The sequence below is a fragment of the Candidatus Avelusimicrobium sp. genome (assembly GCF_051874775.1).
Lineage (GTDB): Bacteria > Elusimicrobiota > Elusimicrobia > Elusimicrobiales > Elusimicrobiaceae > Avelusimicrobium.
Map to the genome: position 1 here is coordinate 80,640 of NZ_JBJEGE010000027.1, position 24,456 is coordinate 105,095.

21 protein-coding genes are annotated in these 24,456 nt (G+C 49.5%); 6 read left to right on the forward strand and 15 right to left on the reverse strand.

Going from position 1 to position 24,456, the window contains the following annotated elements; genetic code table 11:
• Positions 1-19 precede the first annotated feature (19 nt).
• The 5 genes from ACI351_RS05580 to ACI351_RS05600 all read right to left on the reverse strand — a co-directional run bounded on the left by ACI351_RS05580 (position 20) and on the right by ACI351_RS05600 (position 7,784).
• Positions 20-469, reverse strand: coding sequence for a hypothetical protein (locus tag ACI351_RS05580; RefSeq protein WP_439734259.1), 450 nt, complete (start codon positions 467-469; stop codon positions 20-22).
• 41 nt (positions 470-510) lie between these two features.
• A complete protein-coding gene (locus tag ACI351_RS05585; protein ID WP_439734260.1) occupies positions 511-1,458 on the reverse strand; it encodes a DMT family transporter in 948 nt (315 codons plus the stop codon).
• 327 nt (positions 1,459-1,785) lie between these two features.
• Complete coding sequence (locus tag ACI351_RS05590) at positions 1,786-3,222, reverse strand: efflux transporter outer membrane subunit (RefSeq protein WP_439734261.1); 1,437 nt, start codon at positions 3,220-3,222, stop codon at positions 1,786-1,788.
• Complete coding sequence (locus ACI351_RS05595) at positions 3,219-6,371, reverse strand: efflux RND transporter permease subunit (RefSeq protein WP_439734262.1); 3,153 nt, start codon at positions 6,369-6,371, stop codon at positions 3,219-3,221. The genes ACI351_RS05590 and ACI351_RS05595 overlap by 4 nt, the downstream gene beginning before the upstream one ends.
• Positions 6,372-6,374: 3 nt before the next feature.
• On the reverse strand, positions 6,375-7,784 hold the full coding sequence (locus ACI351_RS05600; RefSeq protein WP_439734264.1) for an efflux RND transporter periplasmic adaptor subunit: 1,410 nt from the start codon (positions 7,782-7,784) through the stop codon (positions 6,375-6,377).
• Between the two features lie 161 nt (positions 7,785-7,945).
• Here ACI351_RS05600 and ACI351_RS05605 point away from each other — a divergent pair, with 161 nt between their 5' ends.
• The gene (locus ACI351_RS05605) at positions 7,946-8,977 is read left to right on the forward strand and encodes an NAD(P)-dependent oxidoreductase (RefSeq protein ID WP_439734265.1); all 1,032 of its coding nucleotides are present in this window, start codon (positions 7,946-7,948) and stop codon (positions 8,975-8,977) included.
• On the forward strand, positions 8,974-9,885 hold the full coding sequence (gene cysK / locus ACI351_RS05610) for a cysteine synthase A (RefSeq protein ID WP_439734266.1): 912 nt from the start codon (positions 8,974-8,976) through the stop codon (positions 9,883-9,885). Before ACI351_RS05605 ends, cysK begins: the two co-directional genes overlap by 4 nt.
• Positions 9,886-9,946: 61 nt before the next feature.
• On the opposite strand, the gene ACI351_RS05615 is transcribed toward cysK, so the two are convergent.
• Positions 9,947-10,456, reverse strand: coding sequence for a type IV pilin protein (locus tag ACI351_RS05615; RefSeq protein WP_439734267.1), 510 nt, complete (start codon positions 10,454-10,456; stop codon positions 9,947-9,949).
• 100 nt (positions 10,457-10,556) lie between these two features.
• Here ACI351_RS05615 and ACI351_RS05620 point away from each other — a divergent pair, with 100 nt between their 5' ends.
• The 4 genes from ACI351_RS05620 to ACI351_RS05635 are packed head-to-tail and all read left to right on the forward strand — an operon-like array spanning position 10,557 to position 15,148.
• Complete coding sequence (locus ACI351_RS05620) at positions 10,557-11,411, forward strand: hypothetical protein (RefSeq protein ID WP_439734268.1); 855 nt, start codon at positions 10,557-10,559, stop codon at positions 11,409-11,411.
• A 52-nt stretch (positions 11,412-11,463) separates the two neighbouring features.
• Positions 11,464-12,900, forward strand: coding sequence for a phospholipase D-like domain-containing protein (locus ACI351_RS05625; protein ID WP_439734269.1), 1,437 nt, complete (start codon positions 11,464-11,466; stop codon positions 12,898-12,900).
• A 1-nt stretch (position 12,901) separates the two neighbouring features.
• Entirely contained in the window at positions 12,902-13,645 is a 744-nt protein-coding gene (locus ACI351_RS05630; protein ID WP_439734270.1) for an endonuclease/exonuclease/phosphatase family protein, read from the forward strand.
• 33 nt (positions 13,646-13,678) lie between these two features.
• Positions 13,679-15,148: a monomeric [FeFe] hydrogenase gene (locus ACI351_RS05635; protein ID WP_439734271.1), complete on the forward strand. Its 1,470-nt coding sequence runs from the start codon at positions 13,679-13,681 to the stop codon at positions 15,146-15,148.
• A gap of 54 nt (positions 15,149-15,202) precedes the next feature.
• Here the strand turns inward: ACI351_RS05635 and ACI351_RS05640 are convergent, their stop codons facing one another.
• The 9 genes from ACI351_RS05640 to nifU all read right to left on the reverse strand — a co-directional run bounded on the left by ACI351_RS05640 (position 15,203) and on the right by nifU (position 24,417).
• Entirely contained in the window at positions 15,203-15,700 is a 498-nt protein-coding gene (locus ACI351_RS05640; RefSeq protein ID WP_439734272.1) for a type IV pilin protein, read from the reverse strand.
• A 209-nt stretch (positions 15,701-15,909) separates the two neighbouring features.
• Positions 15,910-16,305, reverse strand: coding sequence for a 30S ribosomal protein S9 (gene rpsI, locus ACI351_RS05645; protein ID WP_439734273.1), 396 nt, complete (start codon positions 16,303-16,305; stop codon positions 15,910-15,912).
• A 15-nt stretch (positions 16,306-16,320) separates the two neighbouring features.
• Positions 16,321-16,746, reverse strand: a complete 426-nt coding sequence (gene rplM / locus ACI351_RS05650; RefSeq protein WP_439734274.1) for a 50S ribosomal protein L13 — start codon at positions 16,744-16,746, stop codon at positions 16,321-16,323.
• Positions 16,747-16,865: 119 nt separating this feature from the next.
• The gene (gene dusB, locus ACI351_RS05655; RefSeq protein ID WP_439734275.1) at positions 16,866-17,840 is read right to left on the reverse strand and encodes a tRNA dihydrouridine synthase DusB; all 975 of its coding nucleotides are present in this window, start codon (positions 17,838-17,840) and stop codon (positions 16,866-16,868) included.
• Positions 17,837-19,327 (reverse strand): bifunctional metallophosphatase/5'-nucleotidase, encoded by a 1,491-nt coding sequence (locus ACI351_RS05660; protein WP_439734276.1) that lies wholly within the window; start codon positions 19,325-19,327, stop codon positions 17,837-17,839. The genes dusB and ACI351_RS05660 overlap by 4 nt, the downstream gene beginning before the upstream one ends.
• 1 nt (position 19,328) lies before the next feature.
• Entirely contained in the window at positions 19,329-20,792 is a 1,464-nt protein-coding gene (locus tag ACI351_RS05665) for a bifunctional metallophosphatase/5'-nucleotidase (RefSeq protein ID WP_439734277.1), read from the reverse strand.
• Positions 20,793-20,872: 80 nt separating this feature from the next.
• The gene (locus ACI351_RS05670; protein ID WP_439734278.1) at positions 20,873-22,336 is read right to left on the reverse strand and encodes a bifunctional metallophosphatase/5'-nucleotidase; all 1,464 of its coding nucleotides are present in this window, start codon (positions 22,334-22,336) and stop codon (positions 20,873-20,875) included.
• A 57-nt stretch (positions 22,337-22,393) separates the two neighbouring features.
• The gene (gene nifS, locus ACI351_RS05675; RefSeq protein ID WP_439734279.1) at positions 22,394-23,563 is read right to left on the reverse strand and encodes a cysteine desulfurase NifS; all 1,170 of its coding nucleotides are present in this window, start codon (positions 23,561-23,563) and stop codon (positions 22,394-22,396) included.
• Between the two features lie 2 nt (positions 23,564-23,565).
• Complete coding sequence (gene nifU, locus ACI351_RS05680) at positions 23,566-24,417, reverse strand: Fe-S cluster assembly protein NifU (RefSeq protein WP_439734280.1); 852 nt, start codon at positions 24,415-24,417, stop codon at positions 23,566-23,568.
• Positions 24,418-24,456: the final 39 nt, after the last annotated feature.

Consider the following 24,456-nt stretch of genomic DNA (forward strand, 5'->3'; position numbering starts at 1 on the left):
AAGAATTTATTTTATCTTATCAAATTTTAATAGGAAACGAAGCGTTAATTCCTTCGCAAAGATGGCGGCCAACGTCCGAATCGCCCGCGTGGAAACAGTTTACAGTCCCGCCGTCCAAGTCAAACTCGAACCATTTTGGGAAGCGCACGTGAACAGCTTTCAACATCCCCCCTTCCTGCGAAAACCGGTACTCCCCGCATAAGAGCACCTTACCGCCCTCCTCCAGCGCACATTCGGCCAGTTCCTCCGGCAGAACCAACCGAGAAAAATCCTGTGTATACCCCCCGTAACGCTGTTTGTAGCCGGACAACGTAAAAGCCAACGCCCCGCCGCGATTAAGCGCGCGGCGGCCCTCGGTAATATTTTTATATTTCCGGTATTGAGGCAGTCCTAACGCAAGACCGAAACCGAAAAAAACAATTAAAACAAACATCAATGTATGCATAGAACCGCGTTTGGAAAGAAGCATAATGTCTCCTTAAAATATTTTTTATATTGTAGCAAAAGGAATTAATGATAAGGGAATAAACCCGAATGAATTCGGCGTACGCGCGTTAAATAGACCAGCTTTCCCCGCCGGTATGTTTTCTTCAACACGGGAGACAGAACCACAAATCCCACCGCACACAAAATAAGTGCCATTCCCCAAAACAGAGAAGAGGTAAACGGCTCGGCAAAAACTAACACGCCCACCCACATTGCCGTAACCGGCTCAAACGCACCAAGCACCGCAGAAAAAGTGGACCCAATGCTTTTAATCGCATAAACAAGCGACCAGTTGGAAACTACTGTGGGAATCAACGCCAAAAGCAATAAATTAAGGCCCGCCGCCGTATTTGGAACGGGCTGTAAGCCGCCCGTAAACAAGGCAAAAAAGAAGAAAGTCAGCGCGTCAAACAAAAACACGTAAAAAGTAAGTTTCCAAGCGCCCATATTTTTGACGCAAGACTGGTTTACCCCCACAATATAAAGTGCATAAGCCAAGGCAGACAATACCTCAATCAGCACGCCTTTAAGCTGCACGCCCTGCGCGGAACCGGCGCCGGACAAAAGCGCCACCCCTATGAAGGACAGTACAATAGCCGCAAACGTAAACGCAGAAGGCTTTTCCCCGAAAAACAACATCATTAGCATCGCGACAAAAACGGGGTACAAAAAAATGATAGTGGTAGCCACCCCGCTGGGCAAATAATGATATCCCCAAAACAAAAATAAAGCAGACCCCGTATATAAAAGGCTTAGCCAAAAGAGTGTGAAAAATTGTTTGCGCGAAACGGAAAACCGCTCGCGCACGGACGCCAAAATAAGGCCCAAAATAAGTGCAGAAAACAAAAAACGGTAACACAATACAGACGGCACTTTTATCCCCGCCGCCATCAGCGGCAGCGTAAAAAGCGGAATAAGACCAAACGTCGCGGAGGTAAGCACTCCACAAAGAAACCCTTTTAGACGTGACATAGTAATATTGTAGCTTTTTACACCGATACAGCATATTGCAAAATTTAAAATAAAAAACAAATAAACGGAAAATCCCCGTCTAGAAGTCCGGAAATAATAATAAAATAAGCACCTTGCGATTAGAATAACTTTGCATAGCTTGGGCTGATTTTTCAATTTTGTGGCTTATTAACACCGCAAATTGCCCGAGAAAGTATTGCCAAATACACCGATAGACAAATAGCACAAATAAAACCAAAAGCGGAAAACAATTGTTCCCAAAAGAAACAACGGATAAGAAAGAAACTTCTTATCCGTTGTGTGTAAAACGCAAGGTAATATCAGTTGTTATTTTTTCAACTCAGCCTGCTGTTTTTTTACCAACTCTTCATACGGGCCAAACCCGCCTTCCGCGTTCCACCCGCCGCCAAGTGCTTTGGATAAATTAACCACAGCAGCCAATTCATCGTTGCGGGCGGAAGCCAAGTTCATTTCAGCTGACAGCAAATTTTCTTCCACGTCTAACAAATCCGTCACGCCGATAAGCCCCGCATCTTCTTGCTTTTTCGTTAAGTCGTAGCTTCTCTGCATAGCGGCCGTCTGCTGTTTGTACGATTCAAAAATTTCGCGGCTCAAACGGTTGGCGGCCAACGCATCATATGCTTCTTTAAACGCACCTTGTACCGTTTTCTCGTATGAAGCAAGCATTTCTTGATATTCAGCTTCAGCTTTTTTATTTTGCGCGCGGATTTTTCCGCCCTCAAAAATCGGAGCAAGCACCTGCCCGCCCAGCGCCCATACTCCGGAAGGCCCCATAAACAAACTGTCCAGCGCCCCGCTGGCATATCCGGCCGAAGCCGTCAGCGGAATAGACGGGAAATACGAGGCGCGCGCCGCACCGATATTGGCATTGGCAGCGATCAGTTGGCCTTCGGCGGAACGCACATCAGGACGGCGAGCCAAAAGGTCGGAAGGCAGATTTTCCGGTACATCGGGAATCAGCGTCACTTCGGTAATATTTTTACCGCGGGGGACATTGTTCTCCACAATTTCGCGCGGAGACTTCCCCACCAACACAGACAGTGCCGTTTCAGTCTGAGTGATTTTTAACTGGATCTGGCGTTCCTGCGCCTGCACGCTGGACATATTGGCTTCCACACGTTTTAAATCTACTTCCGTGCTGTAACCGTTTTTATAGCGGCTTTCGTAAATGCGGACGTTTTCCTGCCGCGCTTTTAACGTACGTTGGGCAATTAAAAGCTGTTCATCAAGCATTAAAAGCGTAAAATAATTATTTGCTACGTCAGCGGTCAACGTCAAACGCACCGTATCACGGGAGCTTTCGCTGGCGAGCAGCTGTGCGCGGGCCGCTTCGCTCAAACGACGGTACTTCCCCCACAAATCAAGTTCAAACGAAGCTGACAGGCCTGCCGTACTCTGCGTTTGGCCGGACCCTTCGTTATTACCGGCACGGCCCGATTCGGCAGCCGCGGTAATGCTGGGCATCTGATCCGCCTTCGCAATCCCCACAGCAGCGCGGGCTTGATCCACACGCGCGGCGGCGGCCTGCAAATCTTTATTATACGCTAATGCGTCGGCTTCCAGTTGATTTAATACGGGATCTTCAAACACCTCCCACCATTTGACATTCGTAAAAATGCTGAAATGGTCGGCGGCTTCTCCCGTCGGCAAATCCAACTCCGGCCGTTTATAATTCGGCCCCAACATACATCCGGCAAGCAGCATCATACACGATGCCAGTGCGGTAAAACGGGTTACTTTCATACATTCTCCTCTTTCTGCTCCGTCTGTTGGGCAGCCTCGGGCTGCGCTGCTTTTTTGCTACCCGAAAACCAACAGAAGAAAAGCGGAATAAACAGCGGCGCGATACACGTTGCCGCTAACATCCCAAACACTACGGCCGTACCGATGGCGTGGCGGCTCGCGGCTCCTGCGCCGGAACTGATAGCTAACGGCACGCAGCCTAAAATAAACGCCAGTGAAGTCATCACAATCGGACGGAAACGCAGTTTGGCGGCCTGTACGGCAGCTTCGGCGGCGGATAAGCCCTGTTCTTTAAGAAGCACGGCAAATTCCACAATCAAAATAGCGTTCTTTGCCGCCAAACCAACCAATGCCACAAGCGCGATTTGGAAATAAATATCATTAGACAAACCGCGCGCCCACGTACCCAAAAGCGCACCAAAAATGGCAAACGGAACCGCCAGCAAAACGGCCACGGGAAGGCTCCATTTTTCATACTGCGCAGCTAAAATTAAGAACACCACGAGCATACCCAATAAGAGCGCATCGGACGAAGAACTGCCGGCCAGCTGCTCTTGATATGTGGTACCTGTCCACGCCAGCGTAAAGTTGGAATCCAGCACCGATTTAGCTGTTTCCTCCACAGCACGAATAGCATCGCCGGAGCTGTAACCGGAGGCAGGGTTGGCGATAATCTTCGCGGCGGGGAACACGTTAAACCGTTCCACCATATCCGGCCCCAAACTGGGCGTCAGCGTAACAAGCGTAGACAGCGGCACCATCGCACCTTTTGACGAGCGCACATACACGCCGGAAATCTGGTCCGGCGTAGCGCGGTAACTGCCGTCAGCCTGCATCATTACTTTAAAACTGCGGCCGGAATACGTAAAGTCATTCACGTAGGTTACGCCAAACGTACCCTGCAGCGTGGAATATAATTCCGAAAGAGTCACCCCCATCGCTTGTGCTTTAATTTCGTCCACAGTCATCGTATACTGTGGCACAGCCGCGGAAAAAGTGGTGCTGACGGAAGAAAGTTCCGGCCGTTTTTTGGCGGCTTCAAGAAATGCTTGCACTTGTTTTTCCAATTCGTCGCTTCCGCCGGAACCGCGGTTTTGGATATAACCTTCCAAACCGCCCGTTGTGCTCATCCCCATAATGGGCGGCGGGTTAAACGGCATCACAACGGCGGCGGGGATTTTATATAAAGATTCCCCGTAAATCTTCGCCACCACGTCCGTGGCTGACATTCCTTTTGCCTTGCGTTCTTTCCACGGTTTAAGCGCAACGAAAGAAGAAACACCGTTGTTTTTTTGCGTGTTGCTCAGCAAATCAAATCCGGTAAACGTCAGTTCCTGCGATACGGCGGGCTGGGCTAAAATAATTTTTTCCAATTGTTCGCCCACGTCCGTGCTGCTGGAAAGCGAAGCGGACGGATCAAGCTGTGCCGCAACCATTAACATCCCTTGGTCCTCTTCAGGCAGCAAACTGGTCGGAACAATTTTAAAAAGCCCCAACGCTCCTGCAAAAACAAGCGCGATGATTACGACTGATACAGGAATACGCCGGATAAAAAACGACACCCATCCCGTATATTTACCCGTAAATTTTTCAAAGAATCGGTCGAACTGGTAGAAAAAACCCTTAGCGGGGTGCTCCTGCTTTTTAAGAAGGAGCGCGCACAACGCGGGCGTAAGCGTCAAAGCCACCAAGCCGGAAATAACCACAGACACCGCAATTGTAATGGCAAACTGCTGATACATCACGCCCGTGAGCCCGCCCATAAACGCCACAGGTACGAACACGGAACAAAGCACGAGTACAATCGCCACAACGGGGCCGGACACTTCGTCCATTGCTTTAATGGTGGCTTCTTTGACGTCAAGTCCTTCTTCGTGCATAATGCGTTCCACGTTTTCAATAACCACGATAGCATCGTCCACCACCATACCAATCGCCAGTACAAGGCCAAACAGCGTCAGCGTATTAATGGAAAAACCGAGCAGTAACATCCCCGCAAATGCACCGACAATAGATACCGGCACCGCCAAACAGGGAATCAGCGTGGCGCGCCAGTCTTTTAAGAACAAGTAGACCACCAAAAACACCAGCACCATCGCTTCAATAAGCGTATGAATTACTTCTTCAATAGATGCAGACACGAACAGCGTGGTGTCGTACGCCACTGTATAATCAATATCCAAATCCGCCGGAAAATTCTGCGACAGTGTTTTTAGATGTGCGGAAACGGCTTTGGCAGTTGCCACAGCATTGGCCCCGGGGGACAAATATACCCCCACCGGAACGGCGGGTTTACCGTTATAACTGCCGTTAAATTCGTATGTCTGGCTGCCGAGCTCCACGCGTGCCACATCCTTTAGCAGCAGCGTCGTACCGTCGGCATTGGCGCGAAGAATAATGTTTTCAAATTCTTCGGGTTTTGTCAAACGCCCCGGAGCGATAATAGAATAAGTGCGGTCAACACTCACAGGCAGCGGAGGCTGGCCGATTTTACCTGCCGCGCGCTGAGCGTTCTGCGCCTGCACGGCGGACACCAAATCACTGACGGAGAGGCCGCGCTGAGATAATACATCGGGCTTAATCCAGATACGGATGGAATAGTCGTTGGCAGACATAACTTTTGCGTCGCCCACGCCGTCAATACGTTTTAAATCGTCCACGATGTTTAGAAGCGCATAGTTACCGATGGTTGTCGTGTTGGACTGTCCGCTTGGTGAATAGAATGCGATTAACTGTAAAATGGAAGAAGATTTTTTGTTAACCTCAATCCCGTACCGGCGCACGTCCTCAGGCAGCGTTGCCGTCGCGCCCTGCACGCGGTTGTTGACGTTAATCATTGCTTCGTCCGGATCCGTACCCACTTTAAAGGAAACGGTCAGCGTCATATCGCCGTTGGACGAAGACGTGGAGTTCATATACAGCATATCCTCCACCCCGTTGACCTGCTGCTCCAAAGGCGCGGCTACCGTGTTGGCAATTACTTCAGGGCTGGCCCCCGGGTAGCTGGCTGTTACCGCAATGGTGGGTGGTGTCAAATCCGGATACTGCTCAATAGGCAGCATTGTAATAGATACAATACCCGCCAGCAAAATAAGAAGCGAGATGACCGTAGCAAAAATCGGACGGTTAATAAAAAATTTAGAAAACATAATTTATTTCCCCGTTTCGGCGGACGCAGCGGGCTGTGTGTTGGCTTGCGGCTGCTGTGTGCCGTCTTGTACCGGCTGCGGCACGGAAGCGGACGCGGCGGCCGCTTGCGCTTCGGAAACGGCGGTTTGGGCAGGGTCGGAACCGGCGGGAACCAACGCTTCCCCTAAACCTGCTCCTAAGTCGCCGTCTTGCGTGCCGGACGTATTTTGCGGTACTTTTACGTCAAATTCTTTCAGCTGTACCTGCACTTTTTCGCCGGCGCGGATTTTAATCAACCCCTCGCTGATAACGCGTTCTCCCGCTTTTAAACCGTCGGTAACAATGTACATATTGTCCTGAAGTTCGGCCTGCACGGAGCGTGCAACCACCGTATCGTTTTCATCCACCACATACGCCAACAAACCGTTTTGCGTATTGAGCAACGCCGAGGAAGGGATCAGCAGCGCATTCTTATATACAGCACCCACCAAATGTATCCGCACAAACTGGCCGGGCATTAAAGCACGGCTGTTTTTGGGATTAGAAAATTCCGCTTTCATCGCCAAGCTGGAGGTTTGGGAGTTTTCCGTGCTGTCAAAGAAAATAATTTTGCCGCGCTCGGGATACGTTTTCCCGTTGGCAAGAACGGCTTCTACATAGACGGGTGCTTCCTGCGCGCTGACGGCGCGGTATTTTTCGGCCTTGAGCAATTCCCGTTGATCTTCCCCGCCAAGCGTAATTTGGCCGGACAAAAAGCCGCTGGCCAATTTTTCAAACTGGCGGCTGGGCATAGCGAAATTCACATACAGCGGATTAATTTGCACCATCGTAGTCAACAAGCCGGACTCTCCCGCAGGAGAAATCAAACTGCCCACGGACTGCGTTTCTTTGCTTGCAATACCCGAAATGGGCGCGGTAACTTTTGTATATCCCAAATTGATTTCCGCATCGCCCACGCCGGCTTTGGCTACTTTTACATTGGCTTGAGCAGATTCGTATGCAGAGAGGGCGTTATCGTAATCCTGTTGGCTGACGGCGTTGTCGGCACGGAGGCTCTTGATGCGCTGGTAGGTGCGTTGGGTGCGCTTTTCTTCCGCAATGGCTTGCGCTAACGCGCCCTGCGCTTTTTCGAGCGCCACCTTATATTCTTTATCGTTAATTTGAAAGAGCTGCGTTCCTTCGGTTACGTATTCGCCTTCGTTATACAAACGGGCTTCCAAAATACCGCCCACTTGCGCGCGGATTTGAATTTCCAAAGAGCCCGCCACCTGTGCAGGGTATTCAATGTTCCACGGCAAATCCCGTTGGATAACCTTTACCGCGCTTACGATAGGCGCAGGCATTGCAGCCTGCTCTGTTTTTTTACCGCAAGCTGCTAAAAAAACACACAATCCGCACGCAAAAAAAGCGGCAGATGTAAATATACGCTTCATTATATATCCCCCTTGGGAAAAATAAACGACTTTCCAAAATTGTATAAAATTTTCTATTTTACTCAACGCATTTTTTATGATTAGGAAAACTAATACAAAAATCCATTGGGGCAAAATTACCGCTCCAATTATACTGAAATAGATTAAACAGGGGGTATTTTATGAAAATCGTATTTTTTGACACGGACCGCCTTACTCGGGACTATCTGCACGATAAAAAAATGTGCGACTGCGACGTAATCTATCTGGAAAACAGCATTGAAAACACGGACGCGGAAACATACGAAAACATTAAAGATGCCAAAGCCATTTCCGTATTTGTACACACCGCGGCCAAAATGAACGCCGAAACCTTGGACAAATATCCGAATTTACAGCTCATCGCCACACGCTCCACCGGTATTGACCATATTGATTTGGACTACTGCCGCAAACGTAACATTGAGGTCGTCCATGTGCCGAAATACGGCGAAGCCACCGTGGCGGAATATACGTTTGGTCTGCTGCTCAATTTATCGCGCAAAATCATCGAAGCCCGCAACGATATGAAAAACGCTTCCGTCCACATCAACGATTATTTGGGGTTTGATTTGTATGACCACACGATCGGCATTATCGGAACGGGGGCCATAGGACGCCACGTGGCCAAACTGGCGCGTGGATTTGGGATGCACGTGTTGGCGTACGACTTATATCCCAATGAGGAATTCCAGCGCATTTACAACATTCATTATGTATCGTTGGACGAGCTGTATGCCCGTTCGGACATTATCACGCTGCACGCGCCGTCCACCAAAGACAACCGCCACTTACTTAACGACGCCGCGTTTGCTAAAATGAAAGAAGGAGTGATTATCATTAACACCGCGCGCGGCGATTTAATTGATACCGAAAGCCTATACAAACACATTGTGTCGGGCAAAGTGGCGGGAGCAGGGTTGGACGTGCTGGAGAATGAAGATTTCCTGCTGCACGACGATATTATCATCAAAGACCAAGATATCGGGCTGGACTTTGCGATGAATACCATCGCCAACAACAAGCTCCTGCAGCATAAACGTGTGATTATCACGCCGCATATCGGATTTAACTCCATTGACGCGGTACACCGCATTTTAAATACCACCGTCAAAAATATTGAATCGTTTTTTGCGGGGAAAACGCAAAACTCGGTGATGGGAGCCAAAAAATGAAAATAAGTACGTTTGAACAAGCCGTCGGAAATACGCCGCTGGTTCCGATTACCCGACTCCATTCGGGAACGGGTACAGTATGGGTTAAACTGGAAATGTGCAACCCGTTTAGCGTAAAAGACCGCGCCGCCCTGTTTATGTTAAATGCGGCGGAGCGGGAAGGACGGTTAAGCGCGGGAGGAACGATTGTGGAACCCACTAGCGGCAACACGGGCATCGGGCTTGCTTTTTTAGCCGCCGCGCGCGGGTACAAGTGTATTTTAACTATGCCGGAAAGTATGAGTGCGGAACGCGTCAAACTGCTTAAAGCACTCGGAGCGCAAATTGTGCTTACCCCCGCCGCCAAAGGTATGCAGGGCGCGGTGGACGCCGCCTTGGAAATCGTGGGCAACACGCCCAACTCCTTTCTGCCGAGCCAGTTTGACAATCCGAACAACGCTCTGGCGCACGAAAAAACCACGGGCCCCGAAATCTGGCGCGATTTAAACGGTAAAGTAGACGCGTTTGTAGCCGGCGTCGGTACCGGAGGAACCGTTACCGGAGTGGGCCGCTTCTTAAAAAAGCAAAACCCGAATGTAAAAATTATTGCGGTGGAACCGGCCGATTCGCCTTTATTATCGGGCGGAAAAGCGGGGCCGCATAAAATTCAAGGAATCGGAGCCAACTTTGTACCGTCCTTGCTGGACCGCTCCGTATTGGACGAAATCGTTCCCGTTACGTATGAAAACGCCGTAAAAACGGCGCGCGAACTGGCTAAAACGCAAGGCGTACTGGCAGGGATTTCAGGCGGGGCCGCGTTGTGGGCCGCCCTGCAGGAAGCTAAAAAACCGCAAAATGCGGGGAAGAATATTGTTACGCTTCTGCCCGACGGAGGAGAACGGTATTTGAGTACGGGTTTATTTGAATAATCAGCCGCGCAACAAAAATAAACGCCCTACTGCTACGAGGGCGTTTATTTTTTCCCAACATTTACGGCATTGGCAAAATATAAGCATCCCCCTGTATGCCGTACACCGTTGATGTAAAAGCACCCCCTCCCAACGATTTGCAAAATTTACTGTTATTCTGATCCACACAGACCCATCTCCCTGGATAGGAAGATTGTTGTAAAAAATGAACTACTACAAATTTATCTTTACTTGCATTAAAATATATCGCCGCATACAAACCGCCCGTAATATATGCCGCATTTGCCAATAAATCCAATGTTCCGTTTGGATAACGAATATAGCCCTTATCACTTTCATTTATGACACCTCCGGCAGGGAAATCAATGTCCAAGTCTTCTGCGGAAGGAGTATATTGACCATTAGCCATATAATATAATTCTTCTGCATCTCCAAACGGCTTAATGAGAGAAATAATGTTGGATAATTTACTCTTTTTCACCGCTTTTTCATACTGCGGCAGCGCAACGGCCGCCAGTATTCCAATCATCAACACGACCACCAATAGCTCAATTAACGTAAAACCTTTCATCCGATTTACTCCTTGTAATTAAGAATAATTCTTACTGTATCAAAAAAAAAAAACGGTGCAAGGCCTTGGCGGGCAGTCGCCAAAATGATACACTAAAAAAATGAAATCCTTTATGGCAGCGGCCTTGTCGCTTATATTAGGATGTACGGCGACAGGAGCACAAAACTATGCGGAAGATCCGGAAATCGTTATCGAAATGCACGGTGAGCAGACCGCGCCCGTAAAAACCGTCTCCCTGTGGGATAAAAACGCACGGCAGCTGACCCGTTTGCTCCGCGGCAAGGACCGGACATTCGTGCTTTATTCCGTAGAAAATGTATCCACCAAAGACGATATTCTCCGCGCGGCCAACGGCAAAGAATACGCGTTTGTGCGCTACGGAACGGACGACGGAGACTACCGGAAATTTTTATTTAAGGCCGAAGATCCGCAAACTTTTGTAGCCTGCGCGGCAAATTTAAAAGACGTGCTGGCCGTCAATTTAAAATACGGCGTAAACATGGGCGTCAGCCTGAAAGATTTTCTGCACACATACGGCCAGACCGCCCAATCTTCCGCGCTGACGGACGAAGCCGCGGGGAAAACCTATACCGTATACAAACAAACTTATTCCGACGTAAACCACAAAACCCCCGCCCCTTACTATTTTGTGTTCGACGGCGACGAACTGACCCAAACGCTGGCAGGGGAAAAAGCATACGCCGATTACACAAAAAAATTAACGGAAGCCAACGAAAAACTCCGCGCCCAAAACAAACAGGCGCAAGACAAAGCCGCCCAGCTTGAAAAGCAAAAACAAAGTCAAGCCGCGCGCCGCCAACCCATTAAAGCCCTTGCTTACGGCGGTACGGTGGAAGACCAGATGTATATGCCGCGCGTAAATAATCCCAAATTTCCGCCGCCCACGCCCAGCAAAGTTCCCGCCGGAACGCCTATGCCCGTCAGTCCGTTTTAACTAACCCGTTTTTAGGCTTGGCCGCACTGTATACGGAGTTTACAATAGCAATATGAATATGGACATCAATCTTCATTCTTTCGGTTTGGCAGGTCTTTTTTATCTAACGCTGCAAATCTGCGTTACTACGCACATTCTGCTAAAAAAAGACGACGTAAAAAGTGCCATCGGCTGGATGGGCCTTGTGTGGCTTGCCCCCGTATTGGGCAGCATCATTTATATTTTATTTGGCATTAACCGCATCCGCCGCCGCGCGCTGGCCTTACGCAACAAAGGGCCGGATATTTTTACGCTGACGGGCAAAAGCCCAAAAGAAATTGAACAAGAAATCCCCGCCCCGTTTTTACAGCTGATACGGCTGGGATATAAAGTACACCCCCAGCGTTTTGCGTTGGGAAATACCGCCAGACTGCTTGAAAACGGAGACGAAGCCTATCCCGAAATGTGCAAGCTGATTGCAAGCGCACAAAAAGAAGTATTGCTGCAAAGTTATATTTTTGACAACGATAATGCAGGCCGCCTTTTTCTCCCCGCGCTAAAGCAAGCCGTCAAAAACGGGGCAAAAGTGAAAATTATAGTAGACGGTGTGGGAATCAATTATTCCAAACCCACGATTGCGTCTGCACTGAAAAAATTAGAAGGCGTGGAATTCTCCGTGTTTTTACCATCTAAAAAACCCGTCTCATTACCGTTTTTAAATTTACGCAACCACCGCAAAATGCTTATCGTAGACGGGCAAAAAGCTGTTTTCGGCGGAATGAACATTGCCGCCGGCAACTTGGTACGGCAACACCCCAAAGACCCTATTCAAGACGTCACGTTTTTGGTAGAAGGACCGGTGATTGACCAAATGTCACGCGTGTTTGAAGAAGATTGGATTTTCTCCGGCAAGAAACATTTTATTCCCGCTTCATTTAGAGCCACGGGGCGCCTGATCGGAAAAATGCCCGCACGCATTATTCCCGACGGGCCGGACAGCAATTTCGGTAAAATTGAAATGATGGTGCTCGGAGCGCTGTCCTGCGCGCAAAAGAGTGTTAAAATCGTTACGCCGTACTTTCTGCCCGAGGGAAATATGCTCACCGCGCTTGAATTAGCCGCTATGCGCGGGGTCGACGTAGAAATTATTCTACCGTCTAAAAGTAACATCTTCGGTATGGATTATGCAATGCGTGCCAACTTTGCGAGGCTGCTCAAAAAAGGCGTAAAAATTTACCGTTCTAAACCTCCGTTTGACCACAGCAAAATACTGTTGGTAGACGGAGCGTGGCTGTTTTTCGGTTCCGCCAACTGGGACGTCCGCAGTTTTAAATTAAATTTTGAGTGCAACTTGGAATGTGTGGATAAAAACTTGGCAGTACAGGTGGAAAAAATTATTGACCGCAAAAAGACTGGATCCCACAGCGAAAAATTAGAGTCCCATTTGCACCCGCCTTTTTGGCGGCATATAATGGACAACGCCTTCAGGCTGCTGACTCCGTACTATTGATATGCTTTACCGACAACCCCGCCCTGAAGAAATTGTTACGCAATCCGGCTGCGCGCCGGAAAGGATGCTGCCGCGCGAGTTGACTGTTTGCGTGTGGAACTGGCAAAAATCCAAACGCGCCGGCTGGCCGAAAGAATTTAACGCGCTGGCAGATGCGGCGGATTTATTTTTGGCGCAGGAAGTACGCCTTACTCCCCACGTTACCACGCAGCTGGAACAAACAACGCTATCTTGGACGCACGCGGCTAGCTTTTTCTCGCTCAAAAAACAGGAACCCATCGGCGTCGCCACTGGGGCCAAAACGGTGCCGGAACAAATTTGGTTCAAACAAGGCGCGCGGGAACCGTTTTTCAAAATGCCGAAAATGACGCTCGCCGTTCTTCTTCCGCTGGAAACGGGGCAAAAACTGCTTGCCGTAAACGTACACGCCATTAATTTTACGGGGTTAAAACTATTTGAACAGAACCTCTCGCGCGCGGCCGAACTGTTACTGGGGTTTGACGGCCCCGTCATTTTAGGCGGCGACTTTAACGCCTGGAACCAAAAACGCCGCAACCTGCTGGAAGACCTGGCCCGCTCCGCCCGCCTGACGGAAGTGCCTTTTTCGCCCGATACGCGCACCCGCTGTTTGGGGCGCACGGTGGACTTTTTATTCACGCGCGGCCTAAAAACCCTGGCTGCCGGGGTGCGGTGTACGGACGCGTCCGACCACAATCCCCTTTTGGCGCGCCTTATCCTCCAATAGAATACCCCCAAATATGGTAAAATATAAGTAATTATGAACACATCAGACAACAAAGCCGTATACTTTAAACGCGAAGCGTTAAAACGCGTCGTGAAAGCCTTTGACGAAGGCACGCTTGAAACCAAAGCGTACCGTATTCCTTTTGACGTAATTCCGCAGGATTCCAAATCCGCGGTGCGCTGCTGTATTTACAAAGAACGCGCGGTCTTCCGCGCCCGCACGCTGGCCGCACTCGGCTGCAGCGTGGAAAAAGACGACGAAGCCACCTCGCTCAACGACTACGCCAAGGAAGCGTTACTTCGCAAAGACGTGCCCGAAGTGCCGCTGACCGTTATGGACATCGCCTGCAAAGGCTGCGTAAAAGCGCGCCACATCGTAACCGAAGCGTGCCAGGGCTGTTTGGCCCGCCCGTGCCAGCAGGCGTGCAAATTCGGTGCGATTTCTTTTGAAAACGGACGCTCCAAAATTGACGCCGACAAATGCAAAAACTGCGGCCAGTGCAAAGAAGCCTGCCCGTACAACGCCATTACCTACGTGCCCGTTCCGTGCGAACAATCCTGCCCCGTAAACGCCATCCACAAAGGCGAAAACGGGTTTGCGGAAATTGATTTCGAAAAATGTATTTCCTGCGGCCACTGTATGGAAGCCTGCCCGTTCGGCGCCATTATGGAACGCAGCCAGTTAATCGACATTTTAAGCTCCATCAAAAGCACCCGCAAAGTGTGCGCGATGATTGCGCCGTCTATCGTCGGCCAGTTTGACTGCACGCTCCCGCAGCTGATGACCGCCGTCAAAAAAGCCGGCTTTGACAAAGTGACCGAAGTCGCCGAAGGCGCGGACATCACCACCGCCAACGAAGCGCGCGAACTCATTGAACGCTTGGAAGGCGGCGCGCGGTTTATGACCACTTCCTGCTGCGCGGCGTGGATTCAGGCCGTCAAAAAACACCTGCCGGCTTTGAAAGAATTTGTATCCCACACCAAAACGCCGGCTTCGTACACCGCCGACATTGAAAAGAAAAACGGTTTTACCACCGTGTTCATCGGGCCCTGCGTATCCAAACGCGTGGAAGGCATGGAAGACCCGAACATCGACTACGTAATGACCTACGAAGAATTGGCCGCCATGCTGGACGCCAAAGGCATTAAACCCGCCGAATGTGAAGAAATGCCGCTGGACCCGAACATCTCCGGTGAAGCGCGCTACTACGGCGTAACGGGCGGTGTAGCCCAAGCGGTAGAAAACGCCCTCAACGGCAAACGGCCCTTCAAAAAACTGGCGATTAACGGCCTTGATAAAAAAGCCATGCTGATGCTCAACGCTTACGCCAAAGGCGCGGGCGACTTCCAGCTCTTGGAAGTAATGAGCTGCAAAGGCGGCTGTATCGGCGGGCCGTGTACCATGAAAAAACAAGCGCAGGTAATCAAACCGATTAAAGACCTGGTGGCCGAAAGCCCCAAAGTAAAACCTGCGTTTGACGAAGAACAGAAAGAAGCAAAATAAAACTTTTCTGAAAGAAAAAATCCCGGTCTTTTCAAAAGGCCGGGATTTTTATAATTATTGAATCCGATACGACCACCAAGCCGCTCCGTCCAAACATTCTTCCTGTGGTCCATATGCCCGGCAAAAAGCGTTACCTTTTTCATCCGTACGGGTTGCCGTACATACAATACGGTCATCATTGGCATAGGCTTCAATCCATATATTGAGGCCTTTATTATAAAAAGCCTGCACGGAACTTCCGTAGTAGGCACGTAAACCGTAGTCAAAATCTTTTTTTACGACATCACCTGTCCCAACAAAACCCTCCGCGCCCAATTCGTCAAAAGTCGTCGCATAAACGCCGTTTGCCAAATAATATAAGCGTTGTTGATCGCGCAAAAAACGTACCAGGGTAACAGCTTCCGTTATGCGCGCTTTTTGGACGGCGCGCGTATACTGCGGCAAGGCTACAGCCGATAAAATACCGATGATTAATACGACGACTAACAACTCTATTAACGTAAATCCGGCTCTTTCCTTGCCGAAGAATGATTTTTGATAAATTTTGTGCATATCACCAATTTATCAAAAAAAAAAAACGGGTCAACCCCTTGCCGGGGACAGGCACCTTATCCGCACCCTTTTAATTAGCTGGGCCACACAGTTTAAGACATGCCCCAAAGTCATGCACGACTTTTTGGCGACCCAAAAAGTAAAACAAAAAACCCCGCTCCAAAGAGCGGGGTTTTGTAAAACATTTCCTGCAAAGTTCCAACCAACGATTAACGTTTGGAGAACTGGAAGCGTTTGCGGGCGCCGGGCTGACCGGGTTTCTTTCTTTCCACCATACGGGGATCGCGGGTAAGATAACCGGCTTTTTTCACGGCTTTTTTAATATCTTCGCTGATTACGGCCAAAGAGCGCGCAATCGCGTGGCGCAAAGCGCCGGCTTGGGAAGACACGCCGCCGCCCACTACTTTAGCGGTGACATCGTATTCTTTTTCCAAGTTGGTAACCACGAGCGGAGCCTTAACGGCGGCTTTGCAGCGGGCGTGGTTGCCGAAATATTCATCCAAAGATTTGGCGTTGACGGTGATCACCCCGTTACCTTTGGCCAAGGCCACGGTAGCGACGGAGGTTTTTCTTCTTCCGGTTTTGAGTTCTTTCGTATTGTTCATAAATTTCTATCCCTCTTATTTACCAAAGCGTTCGGTGAAGGAATGTTCTTCGCCGGCGAACAGTCTTAAGCGTTTCATTCTGGACGCGCGGAGTTTGTTTTCGTCCAACATTCTCTTAACGGCCAGTTCCAGTACTCTGGTGGGGTTGTTTTCCAACACGCGTTTAACCGGCGTTTCTTTACCGCCTTTGGCGTAACCGGAGTGGGAGAAATAAACTTTCTGTTCCAGTTTTTTACCGGTAAGTTTTACCTTGCCGGCATTGGTAACAACGACGAAATCGCCGCAGTCCATATTAGGCGTATAGGTTTTTTTGTGTTTGCCCATAAGAAGAACGGCAATTTGGGTAGCCAGTCTGCCCAGGGTTTGGCCCGTGGCGTCGATATGATGCCATTTGCGGGTGGTTTCAACTTCCTTTACGGAAGGCAAAAAAGTTTTTGTCATATTTTTGTTTCTACCTTTGTAATTAATGCGCAGCGGAGTGGTGGCCGCTGTCTTAATGACTCGTGGTTTCCTATATATTATATCAAAATGCGGAATTTTTTTGCAGAAAATATCAGCTGTTACAAACCGGCAAGCGTTTGGGCAAACAGCTTGCGAATATCAGAAAGCGCGTCCAGGCGCACAAATACGCCGCGCACCTGGGCAGCGTTGGGAAAATCTTTTATCCAGTATCCGGCCGTTTTGCGGCTGCGGTTGATACCAATACGCTCCCCGTAGAACGCAATATTTTCCTCAATTAAATTCAAATAAATTTCCAAGCGTTTTTTGGGATCTTTCGAGGTCGGCGTTTTGCCCGCCAGTTCGTCGCAAATATCCTGAAAAATAAACGGGTTGCCTACCGCGCCGCGGCCGATCATCACGCCTTGGCAGCCTGCTTCCATAAATTCTTTCACGCGCGAAGCATTAAGCACTCCGCCATTGCCGATGACGGGAATTTTTACCGCCGCACACGCCTTGGCTAAGGCGTCCACATCGGGTTCGCCGCTATGCACGTCCGCTGCCGCACGCGCGTGCAAGGTAACCGCCGCCGCTCCGCAATCCTCGGCTAGTTTGGCTAATCTTGCCCCCAAAAATTCTTTATGATTAAGAGCAATACGTGTTTTAAGCGTAACGGGAATTGCCACGCTTTTGACGGCGGCAGACAACAACCGCGCTAACTTGGCTTCGTCCTTCATCAGTACACAGCCCGCGCCCGCCTTATTGATTTTTTTTACGGGACAGCCGGCGTTCAAATCCACAATATCTGCGCCGCAGGATTCGGCGTTTTTGACGGCCTCGGCAATGGTTTGTTCATCCGAACCGAAAACCTGCATAGACACGGGATGTTCTTTCGGATTTACCTGAAGCATTTTCCCGCTTTTGGCGTTACCGTAATGCAGTGCGTGCGCCGACACCATTTCCGCGCATACCAACCCTGCGCCGCCACGCAGACAAAGAACACGGAACGGCGAATCGGTAATGCCCGCCATAGGAGCGAGAATTAGATTATTTTTTATTGTCACGGATCCGATTTTTAAAGGATGGATAAACGTCATTTGGCAACTTTCCAGTGTGGTTTAAAAACAGGCAGCTCTCTTTGCCGCGCCAAGCACGAACGCATAATCTGGCGCGCTTCCACAAATGTATTTTTAAATTCCAATGAATCAATAAATTTATCGTGGCCAAATCCGCCGGCCAAAACGTGGTCCGTAACCGCAAAGCGGTACGTTTCGTGCGGACGGATAATGCGGCCGTTTTTCTCAAGCGTTACCTGTTTGATTTTGTTTCCCGCGGGCGCTTGCGGATTATATTCTACAGTAAATCCGGCCACTTGGGGAAAATTGTCCTTTTCGGCAGCAGACGCTTCCAACGCACGCAAAAAGGATTTTCCCTTCATCGTCAAAAAAGTGATGTTATCCCCATATGGATACGTTTTATATAAATCGTACTCGCTGACGCGCCCTGCGGGCAGAGCAGCGCGGACGGAATCGGCATTTAACAGGGCGCCGTCCAACTTGGCCCAACGGTGCAGACATTGCGCTAACAATGCTCCCAATTCCGATTCCCGCGACAACGACGTTTCTACCGCACGCGGCAGCTCCGTCACGCGCGCATTCATTTTCTTGCGCGTTTCATCCAAAAGTGTCTGCGCGCGCGAAGCGATTTGCGCGTCTTCTCCAAACGATGCTTTTAACAGCGGGATATCTTCAAACGATACGCTGCGCAGGCTGTTTGTTTTTTTGTCAAACAAAAGACGTACGTGCGCCACGCTGTCCAGCCGCGCACCCGGGTAAACGATAAAGGTTTTGCCCACTTGGTCTGTTTCGGCGTTTTCCAAATCTTTATTGGCGCTTAAAATTAAATCAATGCCGTCCACTTCCGCAGCCAATTCGGCGTCGCCCGTTTTTCCCGCATCCCCCAACGAGCTTAACAAAATAATATAGTCCACTCCCTTTTCTTTCAAGAGCGTCACCATTTTCTGCGCACATTCCACCGGATCCTGTGCCTGAAAACCAGCCAAACGGGATTTATTCTTATTAATCGCAGCAGCGGACACGAGCCCAAAAACGCCGATTTTTACACCTTCTACCGTGCGGATTTGGTAATCGTGCATCGGCCACGGAATTTGATGTTCAAGCGTCAGGTTAGAGACGACAAACGGATAAGGCAGCTCCCGCACGACAGCGCGCAAAGACGACCAGCCATAAACAAAATCCTTATCACTGACCGACGCCGCCGTATACGGCAGTGTACCCGCCAGCTCAGCTACATAAGCGCCTTTAGTCATAGAGCCTTCAGGCGCGGAACCAAACCAGTTTCCCCCATCAAACAAAAGAAAGCCTTGTGGCTGTTTGTCCAAAAAACTTTTGAGTACGGCGTATCCCCCCGCTTCGCGGTTTTCCAAGCGCGGTTCGGGGCGGGACCAGTAGAACCCTTCCGCGTCAGCCGTGTAAAACACGTCCACGTGCTTAAGCTCTTCCCGCACACATCCGCCGGACAGCAACACACCGGCCAAACAAATAACAAAAGCTTTCAAACGCATATTACCGTTCGCGGATCCGGCCGGTTTCAGGGGCAGATAAAGGACCCTGTTTAAGTCCTTCTTCCATTAAGTCGCGGATAGTGGACGTTCCAGCGAGTTTTTTGTTTTCGGCCGGAATTTTTTTAAATAAAAACCCCTCGCTTCCTCCGCCGGCAATATATGTATTGGTGGCAATAAGGTATTGTTTATGGTTTTCCACGGGCTCGCCGTCTACGAGAATTTCCACTTTTTTAACTTTTCCTTTTCTATTCAACTTATACGTCACTTCCAAGCCGGAATAGGTAAACAAACTGCGCGGCGCAAAACCGGTTTTAACAAATTTTTTCAAAAACTTTCCGTCTACCATTACCAGCGTGACGGTATTGTCAAACGGGTGAATTTCGATTAAATCGCGGCGGGTTACGGCGCCTTTTTGCATATCCACGCGAGTACCGCCGTTATTATGAACGGCAATAGCCGCGCCGGAATAGTTTTTAATCAAATCGGCAATCCATACATTAAGCGGCGCGTCCTGCACGCCGGTTTTGACGGGCGTTTTGGAAATAGTTTCTTTGGCCTCTCCCACAGTAACATCCACATTTGGCTCGCGCAGCGAATCAGCAAACGCCTTTATTTCTTCATCCTCGCCCGTTTTTTCGACAATAAGCGGAATCAACTCTGACTTAGCCGCTGCCGCCTTGCCCGTTTCATCATCGGTTTCAATGGTAATTTTGCTGACGTTGTCCAAATAGCAGCCGCTTTCTACAAACAGTACGCCGTTAATGTATTCGTTCTGAAAAATCTGATGTGCGTGTCCTCCCATTACCACGTGTACGCGCCCCGCGAATTTGCGGCCGATATCACCCACGTAAGACTTCGTTCCGTGCTTTTCGTCTTTTAACGAATCGTGCACGAGAACAAGCACCACATCCGCCTTTTGCGTTTCCACCTCTTTTAGGGCTTTTTCAAGCGCTTTTAAGGGCTTTCCGTACGAATACGATTTGGCAGGATTGGTGGGCTCGCGGTTGGCAAGGCCGATTACGGCCACTTTTACACCGTCTACGTCAAAAATTTTATAAGGAGCTACATTCGTCGGATACTTCCCTGTGGATTTATCATAAAAATTGGCAGCCAAAATAGGAAATTTCGCTTCGTTTAAAATAGGAGCAACACCTTTGTCTTTAAAATCAAACTCGTGATTACCCACAGTAGCTGCGTGATAGCCCAGCTTGTTCATCAAACGGACAGCTTTTAAACCTTTGGAGTTACGCGTTTCTACCGTACCGTTGGCGAAATCACCGGAATCAAGCAGTAAATAATTGTCCGGTCCTTTATTAATCACCGCAGCCAGCGCACCAAAACCGCCGCGTCCGTTACGCGGATAAAAGAAACCGTGCACGTCGCTCGTATGATACACCGTAACGGTTCCGGCAAATAAGAACGCAGGAAACAAAAATGCGGACAACAACAAGAATATTTTTTTCATAACAGCCCCTTTTCCTTCTGTAGATATTCTTATGCTAACAAAAAAAGACCCGCCCGCTCAAGGGCGGGCGGAGTAAAATTTTACTTCTGCACGATACGACCTGTTTTTGGCGGGGCAAGCGGACCGCGTTTAAAATCGTCTTCCAGAATCCGGCGCATTGTTTTATCGCCAGCCGGACGGACGGTGCCTTGTGGCAGCGTTTTAAAAAGTTTTCCTTCGCCGCGGCCGGAACCGATGTAAGAATTAGTAACAATAGTATACGCTTTATCGTCCTGCAATGTTTCGCCGTTTACCCAAATCTTTAAATTTTTGACATCCCCGTTTTTTGTTTTTTTAAAAGAAACCGTCAATCCCGAGTACGTCATACGGTTCCACGGCGTAAGCCCCGAACGGACCAGTTTGCGCAAAAACGCACCGCTGACCTGCGCGGAAACAACGGAATTATCAAAAGGATATAATTCAATCAAATCGCGGCGGGTTACATTTCCTTTGGGCAGCCCCACGCGCCCCCCGCCCGTATTGTGAATACATATATCTGCGGGAGCATAGCGGCACATTGCATCGGCCACCCAATCATCTACGGCGCTGTCAGCGGATTTCCGCTTGGACGGACGTTTGGACAAAGCGGATAAGGCGGTCCCCACCACCACGTCCGCATCTGCTTCGCGCAGCGAATCTGCAAATGTTTTCGCCGCTTCATCTTCTCCCGTCTTTTTAAGCACAAGGGGAATGAGTTTAGAACGCGCCGATACAAATTTACCCGTCTTATCATCTAGTTTAACGGTAATCTTGCTAACGTTTTGGAAGTTACTTCCGCTCTCCACAAACAAAACGGCCCCGCGGCGCTCGTTTTGGAAGACGGCGTGAGCGTGCCCTCCCAACACCACGTGCACGCGTCCGCCCAGCTGGCGGGCGATATCACCAATGTAGTTAGGGGAACCTTTCCGGTCATCTTTCAACGAATCGTGTGCCAACACCACCACAGCAGACGGGTTTTGCTGTTCCACCGCAGGAAGCGTTTCTTTTAAAGCCGCCAGCTGATGTCCCAGCGTATATGCGCGGACCGTTTTATTGGGATAGCGGTTCGCCAATCCAATAACCGCTATTTTTGCACCGTCCACCTCAAAAATTTGATACGGCAATATGCCGGACGGATACTTCCCCGTTTCGGACAACGTCAAATTGGCAGCTAAGACAGAAAATTCGGCAGTCGCAAGCATTGCGCAGAAAGCCTCGTCCCCGTACGCAAATTCGTGGTTTCCCACTGTCGCCGCGTGATACCCAAGCGCATTCATCAGACGCACGGCTTTCAACCCTTTGGAACGCTGCGTTTCCAGCGTACCTTCAGCAAAGTCCCCCGAATCGAGCAACAGATATTCTTTCGGCCCGCTTTCCAGCACGGCTGCTAATGACGCGGCGCCGCCTTGTCCCGAACGCGGATAAAAAAATCCGTGTGTATCACTCGTGTGATAAAGTGTTACTGTTTTAGCAAAAACGGGAAACGCAAAAAAAACAAAAACTAATCCTAAAAAAATTTTGTGCATATTATTATCATACAAAAACGCCGCCTCCTTTGGGGGCGGCGTTTTAAATTTTTCCGTTTAAACGGCCAAGCGCGAAAACGGCGAAATCTTGCGAAGACGATCAACAATTAACGGTAGCTCTTTAAGAACCAAGTCAATTTCGGCTTCTGTCGTTTGGTCGGACAGCGAAAACCGGATAGACCCGTGCGCAAACTGGAACGGCACACCCATTGCGCGCAGCACGTGAGACGGCTCCAACGAACCGGAAGTGCACGCCGATCCCGACGACGCGCAAATACCGAAATCGTTCAAATACATTAAAATAGATTCCCCTTCAATATAGCCGAAGCTGATATTGGTGGTGTTGGGCACGCGGTGCTGAGGATCCCCATTCACTTTCACATCGGGAATAACCGACAAAATTCCTTGTTCCAATTTATCGCGCAGCACGGCAATGCGGGTGGAAACGCCGTCAACCAAACGCGCTTGGGCCAGTTCGGCGGCTTTGCCAAGGCCTACGATAAGCGGCACGTTTTCGGTGCCCGCACGACGGTGTTTTTCCTGATGTCCGCCCATCATAAACGGCATAAAACGCGTGCCGCGCTTAACGTAAAGCGCCCCGACACCTTTGGGGCCGTGAAATTTATGCGCCGAAAGAGACAGCATATCCACTCCCGCTCTCTGCACATCCACCGGAATTTTTCCCACAGCCTGCACCGCATCCGTGTGAAACAGTGCCCCGTGTTCGTGGGCGATTTGAGCGATTTCGGCAACAGGGAAAATAGTCCCCGTTTCGCTGTTGGCCCACATCACGGATACCAGCGCGGTATCTTCGTCAATCACGTTTTTGAAACGAGCCAAATCAAAACGCCCGAATTCGTCCACGCCGATAAAATCCACGCGGTAACCCTGCGTTTCTAAATATTGGTACGGCGCCATAATGGCCGGATGTTCCACGGCTGACGTAATAATATGTTTTTTCTTGGGAAAACTGCGCACTGCAGAGAAAATCGCCGTATTATCGCTTTCCGTAGCGCAGGATGTAAAAATAATTTCATCCGTATACTGTGCATTCAAAAGAGCAGCCACCTGCTTACGCGCCAAATCAATTGCGTGGCGGTTGGTGCCGCCAAATGCGTGCATACTAGAAGCGTTGCCGTATTTTTCGGCAAAGTACGGCAGCATTGATTCCACAACTGCTGGCGCGCACTGGGTAGTAGCATTATTGTCCAAATAAATTACTTTCATTCTTACGCTTGCTCCACGCTAAGGGAAGGATCTACTTTCTCTTTTAGTGTTTTTTCTATAAAATTTTTAAGCGTGCCGGCTGCCCCCGCACACCCGTGGCACATTCCCGTCAAACGAATTTTGACGACAGTGCCTTCCAAATCCACTAGTTCGGCAGATCCTCCGTCCATATTTAGTTTCGGGCGGACATCCTCTTCCAAAACACTTTCCAGTTTTTTGATTTTTTCCACCAGCGTCATCTGCGAAAATACTTTTTCCGCCGGACGGGACGGCAGTTCACACGCGCCGTTTACTTTATCCAAAATTTTTTGAATATCTCCCTTGCACCGTCCGCACGCACCGCCGGCTTTGGTAAAATGAGTTACGTCCTCCACTGTAGTCAAATGGTTGGTGCGAATGGCCTTGATAATGGCTTCTTCCGACACGTTAAAGCAATGGCAGACGATTTTTTCTTCTTCCTGTTCAAACACCACGGGTTTACCGCCTTGTCGGTAACTTTTTACGGCCGCTTCCAACGCTTCCATTCCCATTACGGAACAGTGCATTTTTTCAGAAGGCAGCGACCCCAGCGCGTCGGCAATGTCTTGGTTGGTAATTGTGGACGCTTCGGCAAGCGTTTTGCCTTTAATCATTTCCGTTAAAATGGAAGAAGATGCAATCGCGCTGGCACAGCCGAAAGTGGCAAATTTGGCGTCCTCAATCACTTCAGTTTCTTTATTTACTTTAATTGTCAGCTTTAAGGCATCCCCGCATACCAAACTGCCCACCTGCCCCGTACCGTCCGCATCGGGAATAACTCCCACATTACGCGGATTTTTAAAATGGTCCATTACTTTATCGGTATAATCCCACATAGTTACTTCCCCCTTCTTTATATTTTAATTATAGCATTT